The organism is Bacillus sp. OxB-1, from assembly GCF_000829195.1.
Taxonomy (GTDB): Bacteria; Bacillota; Bacilli; order Bacillales_A; family Planococcaceae; genus Sporosarcina.
Genome location: NZ_AP013294.1, coordinates 3,032,237 through 3,047,915, shown reverse-complemented (window position 1 = coordinate 3,047,915; position 15,679 = coordinate 3,032,237). Strand labels below are relative to the sequence as shown.

Here is a 15,679-nt window from a genome sequence, read left to right as displayed (position 1 = left end):
GAACATGGATTCATACGACAAAACGATGAAATTCAACTTTCCAGAAGAGTCGATGAAGGATGAGGTCAAAGAAGTGATGCTCCATGTGTATAAGGCACTGGATGACAAAGGGTACAATCCGATCAACCAGATAGTCGGCTATCTATTGTCGGGCGATCCGGCCTATATACCCCGGCATGAGGAAGCGCGTAATAAAATCCGGAAGCTGGAGCGGGATGAGATTCTGGAAGAGCTCGTCAAGTTTTATATCCGTGAAAACGGAGGGACGCCGGATTGAGGACAATGGGATTGGATGTCGGGACCAAAACGGTCGGCATTGCGATAAGCGATGCTTTGGGATGGACAGCCCAAGGGGTCGAGACGATGAAAATCGATGAAAATGCCGGCCAATTCGGCATGGAAAGAATTGAACAACTCGTTTCCGAGTATGGCGTAAACGAATTCGTTGTTGGTTACCCTAAAAACATGAATAATACAATCGGCCCCCGCGGCGAGGCATGTGAAAACTACGCCCGCTTGCTTGAAGAGAAGTTCGGCCTCCCCGTGAAGTTATGGGATGAACGCCTATCGACGATGGCGGCGGAGCGGATGCTGATCGAAGCGGATGTTAGCCGGAAAAAAAGGAAGACGGTCATCGATAAGATGGCAGCCGTCCTAATTTTGCAAGGATATCTTGACTCAAAAAATTGAAGAGGTGAGCGAATTGGATCATGGACAGGAAACGATGACCATCGTGGACGAGCAAGGAAATGAACATGTCTGCGAAGTGATTTTTACATTCGAATCAGAAGAATATGGAAAATCTTACGTCCTTTATCACGTGCTGGGAGAGGAAGAATCAGAAGACGGAGAAATTGAAATCCACGCTTCTGCCTTCATTCCGACGGAAGACGGCGAAGACGGTGAGTTATTCCCAATTGAAGACGACGAGGAATGGGAAATGGTCGAAGAAATGCTGAACACGTTCCTTGCGGAAGAGGAAGAAGAGTGATCCATAGGCGCTCGGACGGGACGGTAACCACCGCCCCGTCTTTTCTTCGTCGTTGGGAAAATAGCAACTTTCTTCGAGAAGGATAGAGAGCGGTTTTTAAAGCGTCCGTCCGGAGCGGAAATCCGGTCAGAGGTTACTTTATGTTGTTCTTATGAAAGAGGTGAACATCGCATGGAAAATGGGACGAAAAAAGATATCATGCTGGAGCGGATGAGGGAAAAGAAGAAAGAAGTGAGAGTGGTCCGGAAGATTGTCTTTATTATTACATCCGTTCTTCTTTTTATCGGTTTGGTCGGTGGCTTTTTCGGATACCGTTATATTAAAGGCTCCCTTCAACCCGTCGATCCGGATTCCGAAGAAGTGATCGAAGTTGTCATCCCGATCGGGTCAGGCGTCAATACGATTGCAACCGAACTTCAGAAAAAAGGGATCATAAAAAATGCCAAGATATTCAAGTATTATGCAAAATTCAACAATGAATCCCAGTTCCAGGCAGGTACATACGGATTGACAAAGGCGATGACACCCGATGAACTGATCCGCAGCTTGAAAACCGGTAAAGTCTATCGGACGCCTGTTTTCACAATGACGGTGCCCGAAGGATTGACCGTCCGGCAAATTGCTGGCATTGTAGAGAAAAAGGCGGGCATACCGGCGGATGAATTCCTAACATACATAAATGAGGAATCGACCATTAACCGGTTGATGGCGAAGTACCCGAAAGTGTTGACAGAAGAAGTGCAAGGGGAACAGATCAAATATCCTTTGGAAGGCTATCTCTTCCCTGCAACCTATCCGTTTTACGAGGAAGCCCCTTCGATTGAAACGATCGTTGATGCAATGGTACAAGCGACCGCCGCGAATGTGACCCCTTATTTCGATTACTTGGAAACGGAAGGGCAATCGGTTCATTGGCTGCTGACGTTCGCATCCTTGCTGGAGAAGGAAGCCACTGCCCAATCGGACCGTGAAACGATTGCAAGCGTGTTTTATAACCGGATGGAGATCGACATGCCGTTGCAGACGGACCCGACCGTGTTATATTCGCTTGGGGAGCATAAGGACCGGGTGCTCTATGCCGATCTGGAAATCGATGACCCGTACAATACGTATAAACATAAAGGGTTGCCTCCAGGCCCGATCGCGGGTGCAGGCAAGGCATCCATCGAAGCCGTAATCGACCCTTCCAATACGGATTATTTATACTTCCTGGCAGATAAGAAAGGAACGAATCATTTCACCAAATCATACGAGGAGCACCTGAAAAATCGGGAGCTCTATCTTTCGGGGGATTGATTGCCCAAGTAAAGCACGAGGATTGGAGGAGGCATGTTGGAGGAGTATTTAAGATATATAGAAGCTTTGCAAAAAGATGAAAATGCGCTTTTCGGCCGTATGGAACAATACGCGGAAGAGCACCGGGTCCCCATCATGGACCGACTAGGCATCGAGACGTTCCTCGGCCTCCTGCGCATCCAACAGCCGAAAGCCATATTGGAAATAGGAAGTGCCATTGGCTATTCCGCCCTGCGCATTGCGACGGCACTGAAAGACACGACAATTGTCACGATTGAAAGGGATTCCGACCGCTTTTCGAAAGCTGTCGAATACATCGGAGAGAGCGATGTGGGAAGCCGTATTCTGATCTTGGAAGCAGATGCCTTGGAAGCGGAAGCGGAAGAGATATTCAGCCGACAGTATGATGCTTTGTTCATCGATGCTGCGAAAGGGCAATATAAACGGTTCTTCGAAAAGTATGAACCGACAGTGAAATCGGGCGGAGTAATTTATTGTGATAATATGTTCATGCATGGTATGGTGCTACAGGAAGATGGGGAAGTGCCGAAGCGGAACCGCACGATGATCCGGAAGCTGAAGGAGTTTACGCAATGGATGTATGCACATCCGGGTTTTGAAACATCCTTGCTGCCGGTCGGGGACGGTATTTTGATAGCGGTGAAGCGATAGCCGGCCGTGTAAGGCGAAAAGCATCCGGGCAACGACAAGGAGCGAGCTGATATGAAACAAAGAAAGCCTCTCGTAATTGGAATAGCAGGCGGGTCCGGTTCCGGGAAGACGAGCGTCACCCATGCCATCTATGACGTCTTCAAAAAGCATTCCGTCGTTGTCATCGAACAGGATTATTATTACAAGGACCAGAGCCATCTTGAGTTTGACCAGCGCCTCGGCGTGAATTATGACCATCCTTTGGCATTCGACACGGATTTGCTGATTGAACATATGGACCGTCTACTGCAACGCGAATCGATTGAGAAACCGGTCTATGATTATGCGCTCCACACGCGTTCGGCGGAAATAGTGCTGATTGAACCGAAGGATGTCATCATCCTGGAAGGGATCCTTGTACTGGAGGATGAACGGCTGCGCGACTTGATGGATATAAAATTGTTTGTCGACACGGATGCGGACTTGCGCATCATCCGCCGGATCCTCCGTGATTTGAAAGAGAGGGGACGCTCGATTGATTCGGTGATCGAGCAATATTTGTCCGTTGTCCGGCCGATGCACAACCAATTCATCGAACCGACGAAACGATATGCCGATATCATCATTCCGGAAGGCGGACAAAATGCGGTGGCCATCGATCTGATGGTTACCAAAATAAAAACAATTCTTGAATCTGGAACGGATATATAATATGATGTTGTCATCATTATATACAGATGAACACTATGTCACATACCTGTCAAAGGAGTGGCATAGTATTTTTATTGAACAGGATTATGAGGAGTGTTGGCTAATGATCACAGAAAAGAAATTTCCAATGACCGCTTCAGGCAAGGAAAAGCTTGAAGAAGAATTACAGTATTTGAAAACAGTGAAACGGAAAGAAGTCGTAGAACGCATCAAAATCGCACGCAGTTATGGCGACCTTTCCGAGAACTCGGAATATGATTCAGCGAAAGAGGACCAGGCGTTTGTAGAAGGGAAGATTTCATCCCTGGAATCGATGATCCGGAACGCAGTCATCATTACCGAAGACGAGTTGAATACCGATGAAGTGCAGCTTGGTAAAACGGTCACATTCAAGGAATTGCCTGATGGCGACGAGGAAACTTATACAATTGTCGGCTCAGCGGAGGCCAATCCGATGGAAGGTTTGATCTCCAATGATTCGCCGATTGCCAAAGGTTTGATTGGCCGGAAAAAAGGCGACGAAGTGAAGATCATGACTCCTGGCGGAGAGATGGCAGTCGAAATTTTGGAAATCAAGTAACACGGCATAGGACCGCCTTCCGTGGAAGGCGGTTTTTGTTTTTGATTCGATGAAACTCTCTGATTCTTACAACGTCCAATACATAGGAATATGGCAATAGACATGAAATGGAGTTGAATGTGGATGAAAGAGCGGGAACCTGACTTTTCCAGGACAAGCCGAAAGCGGAGACGGAGCAAGTCAAATAACATTTTGAATGCTTTGATCGGACTCGTTGTCGTACTCATTATCATTACAGCAAGCATTATATTCACCGGCAATAAAGACGAACAGCAAGCCGAGCGGGAAGAGGAAGCGCAGACGGACAGCGCGCAGGAAGAGGCGGAGGAGCAGCAGGATACGGATTTGGTGCTGGAAGGCCAAGCGGATGAAGAAGAGGCTGAAACTCCTGCAGTCGAATCGGATCGGACGGAAACAGCACAGCCTCCCGTGGATTCAGATCAAGGCCAAAATGGTGAGAGCACGTCTCAGCGGGAAGAAACTACATTGGAACCAGCCGATAAGGAAGAAAAAACAGACGAAGGCCAGGGCGGAAAGGTGACGTACGCCAATCCGGATGACCCGGTCATTGCCGAGACGATCGTCAATAGTTCATGGAAACCGATCGGCACGACACAGACTGGAAACCATGTTTCCCAGTATGACGGAACATCCGTGGACTGGCAGGAGAAAAAACAAGCGATCGCCTATTCGACCGGCATTCCGGAAGAATCGCTGATCTACTGGAAGATCAAAAACGGTGGAAGTCCGCAAAAGTCGATTGGCATTGTATCCACGAAAGACAAGTCGAAGAAATATCAAGTGCACTTGGAATGGGTGGATGGCGCAGGTTGGAAGCCGGTTCAAATGGATGTTTTGAACACTTTGGAATTTGACTATTAAAAATGTATGAGAATGGCGGAGGGATTTCATGAAGATTGCGGTAATCGGAGCAATGGAGCAAGAAGTGGAACTGTTGCGGGAGGAAATCGACAATGCACAAACAACGGTCATTGCCGACTGTGAATTTATCGAAGGAGAAGTCGGAGGACGCTCGGTCATCCTGGTGAAAAGCGGGATTGGGAAAGTGAATGCGGCGATTGCTACGACATTGTTATTGGATAATTATAAGCCTGATGTCGTCCTGAATACCGGTTCGGCGGGCGGGTTTGACGAACGTTTGGAGGTCGGCACTGTCGTCATTTCAGATGAAGTGCGCCACCATGACGTGGATGTGACAGCTTTTGGATACGAACATGGCCAAGTGCCGGGGCTTCCCGCAGCATACGGATCCGATGAACGGTTGATCCAAATTGCCCGGGAAGTGGTCGAGGAGATCGGGGAACACCAACATGCCACAGGGTTGATTGCATCCGGGGATACATTCATGAGCGACCTGGACCATGTGAATGCCGTGAAAGAACACTTCCCTTCGATGATAGCGGGGGAAATGGAGGCGGCTGCGGTGGCGCAAGTCTGCCATCGCTTCGGAACGCCCTTCGTCGTCATCCGGGCGCTTTCCGACATAGCCGGGAAGGACTCGTCCATCAGCTTTGATGAATTCTTGCCGATTGCGGCCCGCCATTCAACGGATATCGTTTTGAAAGCCATCTCGAAATTATAGACCTTTCATGGTAAGATGGACGTAGATGGTCAATTTCACTTAGTGTTGAGGGGGGAATCCGGACTATGCTATTTTTGATGGCAGGTGTATTCATTGTTTCGACAATCCTTGCAGCAGTCATTCTGCGTGAGGTTAGTGCGGACTGAAGACCGAACAATATGATGAGGCGTTTCCGATGCCGGGACCACTCCCGCTAGGAAACGCCTTTTACTTATATAGTTGTGGTGGTATGGTTAGATCCAAATGCTGGTAGGTCATAAGTCAACTCCGATTATTCGTTATATTCATGTTTGAAAAGTTGGTAGAGTTTTACAATTGCCCGCTTTTCGATCCTTGAGACATAGCTTCTGGAAATATTGAGTTGCGCGGCGATCTCTTTTTGGGTCATCGGCTGATCATCCAGCAATCCATAGCGGCGCTGAATGATTTCCAGTTCTCTCCCATCCAGTTTTCCGAGATGCCGGTACAGTCTTTCGATTCTTTCTCGTTGTTCTACTGCGTCAATCGGCGCTTCATCATCAGTTTGCAGCAAATCCGCGATTTGAAGCGATTGGCCGTCTTTATCCATTCCGATCGGGTCGAACAAAGAGACGTCTTTCTGCACTTTTTTCTGCGTCCGCAAATACATAAGGATTTCGTTTTCAATACAACGTGCCGCATAGGTCGCAAGTTTGGTCTTCCGATCCGGGGTGAAGCTGTTTACTGCTTTCATCAAACCGATAGTGCCAATGGAAATATAGTCGTCGAGCAGTTCATGTTTCGGGTGGAACTTTTTTACGATGTGGGCCACGAGCCGCATATTCCGTTCAATTAGTTCGTCTTTGGCGGATTCATCACCTTCTGCAAGACGTTTCAGACAATCCGCCTCCTCTTCCTTTGATAGCGGCCGTTGAAACGCTTGCCCTCTGATATACCCAAGCATTGCAGGGATTTCAAGCCATAGCTGAACCATTGCCATGACAAGCCCGCTCATCGGTTCACCTCCTGTTGTCGTTGTATGACAGCATATGCAGCCGAAGTCTTGTCTTATCACTGGGGACTATGCCGGACGATGTTCGGCTTGTATTCCGCGTTGCAAAAAGCCGGTTCCGAACAATTCAATCCGTACGGACAGGTGTGTTATAATCATTTCAGAATTAGATGCTAATCGGAGTGGATGTTGTGTATAAATATTTTTTGCCGGATGAATATGTAAAAAGCGTCTTTTCGCTCTCTCCGGAGAAGTTGAAAGAGAAAGGAATCAAGGCGATTATTACAGATTTGGACAATACCCTCGTCGCTTGGGATTGCCCGGATGCGACTCCCGAAATTTCCCGATGGGTGAAGGAAATGCGGGACGCCGGGTTGAAAGTGACCGTAGTATCAAATAATAATGAGAGCCGGGTGAAGACTTTTTGTGATCCGATCTCCATCTCTTTCATCTTTGATGCGCATAAACCTCTGACGAGATCATTCCATAAAGCTGTATCGTTGATGGGTGTCCGTAAGGAAGAAGTGGTCGTCATCGGGGATCAGCTGCTGACAGATATTTTTGGCGGGAATCGGGCAGGGCTTCATACGATTCTCGTCGTACCGGTCGCCAAATCGGACGGCTTCGTTACAAGATTCAACAGAATGATTGAGAGAAGAATCATGGCGGGCATGAAACGTCGCGGCATGATCAAATGGGAGGACTGAATTTGGAGCTATTGAAATGTATCGGCTGTGGGATCACCATTCAGACGGAGGACCCGAAAAAGGAAGGGTACGCCCCGCCCGCATCATTGGATAAGGACGACGTCGTCTGCCAGCGTTGCTTCCGCTTGCGGAACTACAATGAGCTGCAGCCGGTATCCCTTTCAGGGGATGACTTCCTGAAAATATTGAACGGAATCGGTCAAAAAGAGGGGATTGTCGTCAAAATCGTCGATATCTTTGATTTCAACGGAAGTTGGATAAACGGCTTGCACCGGTTCGTCGGAAATAAAGATATATTGCTGATCGGCAACAAGGCGGACATCTTGCCGAAATCCGTGAAACCGAACCGGCTGATCCATTGGATGAAATCGGAAGCAGTCAAACTGGGATTGAAACCCGCTGACGTCCTTCTAGTGTCTGCCCATCGCGGGACCGGCATGGAAGACGCACTTGATGCAATTGATGAACTCCGGAAAGGGAAGGATGTCTATGTCGTCGGTTGCACGAATGTCGGCAAATCGACATTCATCAACCGGATCATCAAACGTGCAACCGGCATCGGGGAAGTCATCACGACTTCACATTTCCCGGGAACTACCTTGGACCTCGTCGAAATCCCATTGGACGACGGGAAAGCGATTTACGATACACCGGGAATCATTAATGATCACCAAATAGCGCACCACCTGGACGCCAAGGATTTGAAAGCGATCACCCCGAAAAAAGAATTAAAACCGAAAGTGTATCAGTTGAATCCGGAACAGACGCTCTATATCGGAGGGCTGGCACGGTTCGATTTCCTCACGGGAGACCGTTCTTCATTCACTATTCACGTATCGAATGATCTAGCGATTCACCGGACGAAATTGGAAAATGCAGATCATTTATATAAAGAACATCTGGGAGCATTGCTCTCTCCGCCGTCGGAAGCATCGCTTGAGTCCTTGCCGCCGCTCGTCCGCCATGAATTTTCCATAAAGCAGGCCAAGACGGATATCGTCATCTCGGGGCTCGGCTGGATCACTGTCCAGCATCCGGATGTCGTCGTAGCCGTCCATGCACCGCGCGGAGTGAATGTACTATTGCGTCCATCGTTGATTTGATAGTGTTTTGAAGGGTTGGATTAGGGGGAAATGAAATGAAAAAATGGTATTCGGTAATCGGCGATCCGATTGCCCAGTCAATGTCTCCATCCATGCATGGAACATGGTTCCAAGAAAATGAAGTGGACGCCACCTATATTCCGCTCCATATTCCAGCCGATCAGTTGGAAAAAGCGGTGGAAGGCCTTCGGACGCTTGGATGCAGTGGATGGAATGTCACGGTTCCGCATAAGACGGCCATCCTCCCTTACTTGGATAACTTGGATGAATCGGCACAGCTCATGCAGGCCGTCAATACGGTCCATGTCATGCCGGATGGCTCGTTGTCCGGTTCCAATACGGACGGTCCGGGGTTTGTCCGGTCGCTGGAAGAGGCGTATAGTGACCGTGCGAAAGCAGATCCGGTGCTCGTAATCGGGGCAGGCGGAGCCGCCCGGGGCATCGCCCATGCACTTCATTCCAAAGGTTATGGTCCGATCACTTTCACCAATCGGACGTTGGGGAAGGCCAAGGATTTGGCGACCGGGATATCAGGCGCTTCGGTCATGTCGATCCAAGGAGCGGAGAAGGCATTGGCGGATTTCGGTTTGATTGTCCAGACGACATCGGTCGGTATGAATTTCGCGCAGGAGGGGATGCCGCTCGATCCAGCCGGAGTCCGGGAAGGGACAGTTGTCGCGGATATCATCTATAACCCGCTCGAAACCGAATTCCTGAAACAGGCGAAACAGCGGGGAGCATTGACAATGAATGGCGTCGGCATGTTCGTCCATCAAGGCGCCTTGGCGTTTGAAACGTGGACAGGCATCCAACCTGATACGGAAAAGACGATCATGAAAATAACAGCGACACTTGGAGGGTAATGGATGTTAACAGGTAAACAAAAACGATTTCTGCGCAGTGAGGCGCATCATCTGCAACCAGTATTCCAAATCGGGAAAAGCGGCTTGACAGAATCGGTCATCGCACAGATCGAAGAAGCATTGGAAGCGAAAGAATTGATCAAAGTGAATATATTACAAAACTGCGACGAGGATAAAAATGAAATCGCTGCTAAGCTGGAAGCGCGGGATGGGCTTGAAATCGTGCAAGTGATCGGAAATATGCTGATCCTCTATAAGGAATCGAAAGAGAAAAAGCAGATCAAGTTGCCATAAGGAGGGGTTCATTGAAAAAGGTTGGAATCCTGGGAGGCACTTTCAACCCTCCCCATATCGGCCATCTCATCGTGGCCAATGAAGTGCGGATTGCACTTGGGCTCGCTGAAGTCCGGCTCATGCCAGCTGCCGTGCCGCCACATAAGATGGTTCCGCATGATGCGACGGTCCTGCAGCGCCTGCATATGGTGGAACTGGCAGTGGCCGGGCTGGAAGGATTGGCGGTATCGGATTTCGAAGTCGAACGGGGCGGAATTTCTTACACGTATGATACGATGTCCGAAATGACTGCGCGGGAACCGGATGTCGATTTCCATTTCATCATCGGTGGGGATATGATCGATATGCTTCCGCAATGGTATAAAATCGATGAGTTGTCAAGGCTCGTCAAACTGGTCGGTGTGCATCGTCCGGGAACAATCGGTGAAACAGAATACCCGATCATCTATGTGGACATTCCTCAGATCGACCTTTCATCGACAATGATCCGGAACCGCTATTCAGATAGGGGAACTGCACAGCTGCTCGTCCTTCCCGCGGTAGAGGAATATATCCATAAGGAGAATCTATATGGATCTTGACATAATACAAAAAGCTGTCGCCGAACGCCTGTCGAATGACCGCCATGCGCATGTTCTACGGGTCGTTGAAATGGCGAAAGCGTTGAACAGCCTCCATGGCCTGCCGCAAGACGACGTGGAAGTGGCGGCCTATATGCACGATATCGCAAAGTGCATGGAGAAAAAAGAGATGCAGGCGATCTTGGAGGCAGAACAAGCGGATCCTAGATTGTTGTCCTTCCATCCTGAACTTTGGCATGCGCCTGTCGGGATGGCGATCGCCCGCAACGAATTCGGTATCCGGGACGAAGCCGTCTTGCAGGCGATCCGTTATCATACAACAGGAAGAGCCGGAATGTCTCCATTGGAAAAATTGATCTATGTAGCGGATATGATTGAAGCGGGAAGGGATTTTCCAGGAGTCGAAGAACTGCGGAAGGCGGCCGAAGGGCCATTGGATACGGCAATGAGTGCATGTATCATCCACTCGGTCCGTTTCCTTGCGAATAAAGGGGTGCCGATTTTTCCGGACTCCATCGAGTGCTATAACGAACATGTCCATATGAAAGGAAAGTGACTATGACTACATTATTGGAAATCGCATATAAAGCAGTGGACGACAAAAAAGGGGAAGACATTGTCGTTTTGAATATGGAAGGCGTCTCCCTCATTGCAGATCAGTTCATTATTACCCATGCCAATTCGGAAAGGCAAGTCCAAGCCATCGCGAGAGAAGTGACTGAAAAAGCGGGAGAAGCGGGCTACCATACGAAGAGGATGGAAGGGTTTGATTTGGGGAGATGGGTGCTGATCGACTTGGGTGACGTTGTTGTCCATGTGTTCCATCGGGATGAACGCGGCTATTACAATCTGGAAAAGCTGTGGGGAGATGCCCCGATGCTCGATATGGCCGAGGGAAAATGATGAAAGCTTATTCAGACTTCGCGGCTATCTATGATGAGTTGATGACGGATATCCCGTACGATTCTTACGTCGATTTTTTGGATTTGGCGTTGGGTGGATTGGAAGGGAAGCGGGTCTTGGATATCGGTTGCGGAACCGGTCTGCTCAGTTTAAAGTTTGCTGGACACGGATCAGAAGTGACGGGAATCGATGTATCGGCAAATATGTTGGAAATGGCAAAGGAGCGTGCTGCCACGCTTTCTTTGCCTGTGGAGTTCATCCAGCAGCGGATGGAGGAATTGGAAGGCTTCCAACAATTCGATGCCGCAATCATCGCAATTGATTCTTTGAACTATGTAACGCAGCAATCGGCAGTCGAGGAAACTTTCCGTCGGATCTATGCTTCCTTAAAAAAGGGCGGCATCTTGCTGTTTGATGTCCACTCCACGTATAAGATGGACGAGATATTTTTAGAAGGCCCTTTTACATATGATGATGGAAGAATCGCTTACATATGGGAGACTGAGATGGGGGAGGCACCGCACTCCATCCAATCCGAGCTAGCTTTTTTCGTGGAGCAGGAAAAAGGGCTGTACCACCGCTTCAACGAGGAGCATGAGCAACGTACATTCCCGGTGAATGAGTATGTCGAGATGTTGACGGATGCCGGATTTTCCATCGAGCGGATCTTTGCCGATTGGGAAGATGAACCTCCGGTAGAAGATAGTGAACGAATATTCTTTCAAGTCCGTAAATGATGCTTTTCTTTTCTCGTCAATTCAGATATAGTGGAGAAGACTCCATATGGGTGCCGATCTTAAGAAAGGGTGAACGACCTGTTTCTTTCGTCAGTATCCAGCAAATGGCGGAAGTTCATCACCCCCCTCGCAGCAATCGCTGTTCTAGCCGCTTTTCTGTTCTTTCCCAGAGGACAATCCACGACCGATATGTATACGGTGAGCGGCCAACACCCATTCCCTGAATTGATTGATGAAGCAAAAGAAGAGATAGTGCAAGAAGACGCCATCGTCGAACCGCCTGGACCGATTATCGTCGATGTCAAAGGAGCTGTCCGCTACCCGGGTGTATACGCCTTGGAGGAAGGGGACCGGCTCATAGATGCAATCCAAGCGGCAGGCGGTTACTTGGCGGACGCTGATACCCGCTTGTTGAACCATGCGATGAAGTTAGCGGATGAAGCGGTCATCTATGTTCCGGCCCAAGGAGAGACACTGGAGGACATGCCTATTTTCCAGGCGATGGAAGCACCAGGACAGCAAGACGAAGGCAAGGTTAATATTAACACCGCTGATGAGCAAGCCCTCATGACCATACCAGGCATCGGGCCTGCGAAGGCGGCTGCCATTGTCCAATACCGGACCGACCATGGCAGTTTCCAAACGGTGGAGGCCATTATGGAAGTAACCGGGATTGGCAAAAAGACATTCGAGAATTTGGAACCTTATATTAAAGTGAAATGACTTTTGATGAATTAAGCCCTTTGCGTTTCGGAAGGCGGCGACGCTGACTGTAGACGGAAAGTGAAGCAGTCATAGTTTTAAAGGAGGCAACCTATATGGAGCGAATTACATGGGACCAGTTTTTCATGGCCCAATGCCATCTTCTGGCAATGCGGAGCACCTGCACCCGATTGGCGGTCGGTGCCATCATCGTCCGGGACAACCGGATCATAGCAGGTGGCTACAACGGTTCGATTTCAGGAGGAGACCATTGCATCGACCACGGTTGCTATGTAATTGACAACCATTGCGTCCGCACCATCCATGCGGAAATGAATGCCCTTTTGCAATGTTCGAAGTACGGGAGTCCGGTCGACGGTTCAACCTTGTATGTGACCCATTTCCCATGTTTGCAGTGTGCGAAAGCGATCATCCAATCGGGGGTCAAGCATATTTTCTATGCGACCGATTATAAAAACGATCCGTATGCCATACAATTGTTCGCACAATCGGGGGTATCCGTCCAACAAGTGCCTTTTGATGAAAAGAAAGTCGATTTCTCCTACGGTTCAAAATTCGGGCTGTTCGAGGATATGTTGAAGACGATGGAGGCGCTTGGTGCCGCAGAAGATCAATTGGTCCCGTTCAAGAAAAGGATGGATGATCTATTCTAAGAAAATTAGGCGATGTCCGCTTTCTATACATCGCCATACCAGTCGCCGTATCGGCTTTTGCCGCATACGGATCGGCCTGGTTGATGTTCTGCAACATATTTTTAATCCCTATTTTCGTATTGCGCAAAAACGATTTCCTCACTCCCATCCTCGCGGCACTTGCCGCATTCCTCTCTTTCCATTACATATCGTCATCCATCCCCCAGCCAAAAGAAGAAGGACCCGCGACCATGGAGTTGATCTGGTCGGAAAATGCAAAAATTGACGGCGGCCGGCTGAAAGGCTTTGCGAAGAACCTGTCCGGTGAAACTTATTACGTCATATACAAACTAGCGGATGAAAAAGAGAAGGAGCTCTTCCTGACTGCCCATTTGCCATCTTTCAAGTTCACGTTCTCGGGCAATCTGAAAGGGCCTGACCTCCCTGCACATGAATTTTCCTTTGATATGAAAAAGTATATGAGGATGTATGGGGCCGCTGCCATTTTTGAGACGGAGAACCTCGTCAGGATGAAAGAAAATGACCGCTTCACAGCACGGCTTTCCAAACAGCGAAGAAAGGTGAAGGAACAGATCCAGGCAGCATTTCCCGAACCTCTGATCCCGGAAGCGAAGGCGCTGCTGATCGGAGACCGGAGTGGGATGGATGACCGGCTTGCTGCGGATTATCGCACGCTTGGCATCTCGCATTTATTCGCCATATCCGGCCTGCATGTCGGATTGCTTGTCTTTTTCATGAGGGAGGCCATGCTACGTTTCGCGATGCGGAAAGAGACGGTGGATGTGCTGCTGATCCTCGCTTTGCCATTTTACGCTGTATTGGCCGGTGGAGCGCCGTCCGTCTGGCGAGCAGTATCGGTTACGGTGATGGTCTTGCTTGCCGCTTCGGGCCGGTTGCGGATCCGGCTCGACGACGCTGTTTCGATTAGCGCCATTGTGTTCATCCTATACCAACCCTTTGTCGTCTTCCAACCCGGTTTTCAATTGTCCTATATGGCAGCCTGTTCCTTGATCCATTCATCCGCCATCTTGAGGAAATCAATCCATCCGCTGACCGTCTCTTTCCTCGTAACCATGATTAGCCAAGTGGCGCTATATCCGGTCTTGCTCCATCATTTTCACGAATTATCGATATCTTCCTTAATGGTGAATTTAGTTTATGTACCACTCTATTCCGTCATCATTTTGCCGGCCAATCTAATCCTGCTGATCATCAGTTATATATCGCCTTTGCTGGCCGGGTATCTGTTCATGCCGTATGTCCCTTTCCGAACCGGGATTGCCGTTGTGACGGAATGGCTTGCGTCCCTTCCTTACCAGCTTTGGACTCCCGGACGCCCATCGGCTTTTCTGCTGTTGCTGGCTAGCGCGGGGACGCTGTTGTTCCTAGTCGGGATGGAACGGGGGAACCGGAAATCGTGGATGGCGGCTGGACTGCTCGTTCCCGCGCTGCTGATCCACTGTCTGCCTTATTTCGACAAAGCGCTTCACGTCACATTTCTGGATGTCGGACAAGGAGATAGCATTGTCATTGAACTCCCTTATCGAAAAGCGGTGTATCTGATTGACACGGGAGGGTCTGTATCATTCGGGGACCCCGACTGGCGGACGCCTGACCAACCTTTCGAAATCGGTCGGCAAATTGTCGTACCTTATTTGAAAGGGAGAGGAATCACGACTATCGATAAACTCATCTTGACCCATGCAGATGCCGATCATATCGAAGGGGCGGATGAAGTGATGGAAGAATTGAACGTGAAGGAAATTCATATTTCGCCTGGAAGCCGCAAAGAGATGACAATGGCTGATGTCAATCGGCTGGCGGCTGAAAAGGGGATCCCTCTGCTGGAAACGGAGGCCGGTCTATTTTGGAGAGATGGAAATGCAGGATTCCTTTTTGCGGCTCCGGCGGCAAATAGGATATATGAAGGAAATGACAGTTCCCTCGTGCTCTTCATGAAAACGACAGGGCCATCATTTTTATTTACAGGAGATTTGGAAGCGGAGGGGGAAGAGCGCTTTCTTCGCCAGTATGGACAATTCGATTTTGGACAGGTCATCTTAAAAGCCGGGCATCACGGCAGTCGGACGTCGAGCACGGAACTTTTTGTGGAGTCGTTGCGACCTATATTGACTATCTTTTCGGCCGGACGGAACAATCGGTATGGTCATCCGCATCCGGAAGTGATCGAGACATTCGAGCGGCTCGGCTTTCCGACATTATCCACTGCGGAATTCGGTTCAATCATGGTCACTGTAGAGAAGGAAAAATGGAGCGTTAAAACGATGAACCAATAAAAAACGGACACCCTTC

At 49.2% G+C, this 15,679-nt stretch carries 21 protein-coding genes; 20 read left to right on the top strand and 1 reads right to left on the bottom strand.

All coding sequences use genetic code 11. The features are described 5' to 3' along the window. Positions 1–4: 4 nt before the first annotated feature. From OXB_RS15245 to mtnN, 9 genes are all read left to right on the top strand, one after another. The gene (locus tag OXB_RS15245) at positions 5–277 is read left to right on the top strand and encodes an IreB family regulatory phosphoprotein (protein WP_041075298.1); all 273 of its coding nucleotides are present in this window, start codon (positions 5–7) and stop codon (positions 275–277) included. Continuing rightward, complete coding sequence (gene ruvX / locus OXB_RS15240; RefSeq protein ID WP_041075297.1) at positions 274–690, top strand: Holliday junction resolvase RuvX; 417 nt, start codon at positions 274–276, stop codon at positions 688–690. Before OXB_RS15245 ends, ruvX begins: the two co-directional genes overlap by 4 nt. 13 nt (positions 691–703) lie before the next feature. Then, on the top strand, positions 704–991 hold the full coding sequence (locus OXB_RS15235) for a DUF1292 domain-containing protein (protein WP_041075296.1): 288 nt from the start codon (positions 704–706) through the stop codon (positions 989–991). A 171-nt stretch (positions 992–1,162) separates the two neighbouring features. Further along, positions 1,163–2,287 carry an endolytic transglycosylase MltG gene (gene mltG, locus OXB_RS15230; RefSeq protein ID WP_041075295.1) on the top strand — a complete coding sequence of 375 codons (1,125 nt, stop codon included), beginning with the start codon at positions 1,163–1,165 and terminating at the stop codon, positions 2,285–2,287. A 33-nt stretch (positions 2,288–2,320) separates the two neighbouring features. Next, positions 2,321–2,959, top strand: a complete 639-nt coding sequence (locus OXB_RS15225; protein WP_041075294.1) for an O-methyltransferase — start codon at positions 2,321–2,323, stop codon at positions 2,957–2,959. Positions 2,960–3,010: 51 nt separating this feature from the next. Further along, the gene (udk, locus tag OXB_RS15220; RefSeq protein ID WP_041075293.1) at positions 3,011–3,649 is read left to right on the top strand and encodes a uridine kinase; all 639 of its coding nucleotides are present in this window, start codon (positions 3,011–3,013) and stop codon (positions 3,647–3,649) included. Positions 3,650–3,752: 103 nt separating this feature from the next. Beyond that, positions 3,753–4,229, top strand: coding sequence for a transcription elongation factor GreA (gene greA, locus OXB_RS15215; RefSeq protein WP_041075292.1), 477 nt, complete (start codon positions 3,753–3,755; stop codon positions 4,227–4,229). A gap of 123 nt (positions 4,230–4,352) precedes the next feature. Continuing rightward, positions 4,353–5,111 (top strand): YrrS family protein, encoded by a 759-nt coding sequence (locus tag OXB_RS15210; RefSeq protein ID WP_041075291.1) that lies wholly within the window; start codon positions 4,353–4,355, stop codon positions 5,109–5,111. A gap of 28 nt (positions 5,112–5,139) precedes the next feature. After that, the gene (gene mtnN / locus OXB_RS15205) at positions 5,140–5,832 is read left to right on the top strand and encodes a 5'-methylthioadenosine/S-adenosylhomocysteine nucleosidase (protein ID WP_041075290.1); all 693 of its coding nucleotides are present in this window, start codon (positions 5,140–5,142) and stop codon (positions 5,830–5,832) included. Between the two features lie 271 nt (positions 5,833–6,103). Here mtnN and sigK read toward each other — a convergent pair whose 3' ends face one another. Next, on the bottom strand, positions 6,104–6,805 hold the full coding sequence (gene sigK, locus OXB_RS15200) for an RNA polymerase sporulation sigma factor SigK (RefSeq protein ID WP_041075289.1): 702 nt from the start codon (positions 6,803–6,805) through the stop codon (positions 6,104–6,106). 167 nt (positions 6,806–6,972) lie between these two features. Between sigK and OXB_RS15195 the strand changes: the two genes are divergently transcribed. The 11 genes from OXB_RS15195 to OXB_RS15145 all read left to right on the top strand — a co-directional run bounded on the left by OXB_RS15195 (position 6,973) and on the right by OXB_RS15145 (position 15,663). Then, complete coding sequence (locus tag OXB_RS15195; protein WP_173426024.1) at positions 6,973–7,509, top strand: YqeG family HAD IIIA-type phosphatase; 537 nt, start codon at positions 6,973–6,975, stop codon at positions 7,507–7,509. Beyond that, on the top strand, positions 7,497–8,612 hold the full coding sequence (gene yqeH / locus OXB_RS15190) for a ribosome biogenesis GTPase YqeH (RefSeq protein ID WP_041075288.1): 1,116 nt from the start codon (positions 7,497–7,499) through the stop codon (positions 8,610–8,612). The genes OXB_RS15195 and yqeH overlap by 13 nt, the downstream gene beginning before the upstream one ends. 35 nt (positions 8,613–8,647) lie before the next feature. Continuing rightward, positions 8,648–9,475, top strand: coding sequence for a shikimate dehydrogenase (aroE, locus tag OXB_RS15185; RefSeq protein ID WP_041075287.1), 828 nt, complete (start codon positions 8,648–8,650; stop codon positions 9,473–9,475). Positions 9,476–9,478: 3 nt separating this feature from the next. Next, positions 9,479–9,769 carry a ribosome assembly RNA-binding protein YhbY gene (gene yhbY / locus OXB_RS15180; protein ID WP_041075286.1) on the top strand — a complete coding sequence of 97 codons (291 nt, stop codon included), beginning with the start codon at positions 9,479–9,481 and terminating at the stop codon, positions 9,767–9,769. A gap of 11 nt (positions 9,770–9,780) precedes the next feature. After that, a complete protein-coding gene (locus tag OXB_RS15175; RefSeq protein WP_041075285.1) occupies positions 9,781–10,350 on the top strand; it encodes a nicotinate-nucleotide adenylyltransferase in 570 nt (189 codons plus the stop codon). Beyond that, positions 10,340–10,906 (top strand): bis(5'-nucleosyl)-tetraphosphatase (symmetrical) YqeK, encoded by a 567-nt coding sequence (gene yqeK, locus OXB_RS15170; RefSeq protein WP_041075284.1) that lies wholly within the window; start codon positions 10,340–10,342, stop codon positions 10,904–10,906. Before OXB_RS15175 ends, yqeK begins: the two co-directional genes overlap by 11 nt. Before the next feature lie 2 nt (positions 10,907–10,908). Beyond that, complete coding sequence (gene rsfS / locus OXB_RS15165) at positions 10,909–11,253, top strand: ribosome silencing factor (protein WP_041075283.1); 345 nt, start codon at positions 10,909–10,911, stop codon at positions 11,251–11,253. Continuing rightward, on the top strand, positions 11,253–11,990 hold the full coding sequence (locus OXB_RS15160; RefSeq protein ID WP_041076958.1) for a class I SAM-dependent DNA methyltransferase: 738 nt from the start codon (positions 11,253–11,255) through the stop codon (positions 11,988–11,990). Before rsfS ends, OXB_RS15160 begins: the two co-directional genes overlap by 1 nt. Positions 11,991–12,059: 69 nt before the next feature. Continuing rightward, the gene (locus tag OXB_RS15155; protein WP_231860324.1) at positions 12,060–12,713 is read left to right on the top strand and encodes a helix-hairpin-helix domain-containing protein; all 654 of its coding nucleotides are present in this window, start codon (positions 12,060–12,062) and stop codon (positions 12,711–12,713) included. A 95-nt stretch (positions 12,714–12,808) separates the two neighbouring features. Next, on the top strand, positions 12,809–13,366 hold the full coding sequence (locus OXB_RS15150; protein WP_041075282.1) for a ComE operon protein 2: 558 nt from the start codon (positions 12,809–12,811) through the stop codon (positions 13,364–13,366). A 230-nt stretch (positions 13,367–13,596) separates the two neighbouring features. Next, positions 13,597–15,663 (top strand): DNA internalization-related competence protein ComEC/Rec2, encoded by a 2,067-nt coding sequence (locus OXB_RS15145; protein WP_052484096.1) that lies wholly within the window; start codon positions 13,597–13,599, stop codon positions 15,661–15,663. Positions 15,664–15,679 lie beyond the last annotated feature (16 nt).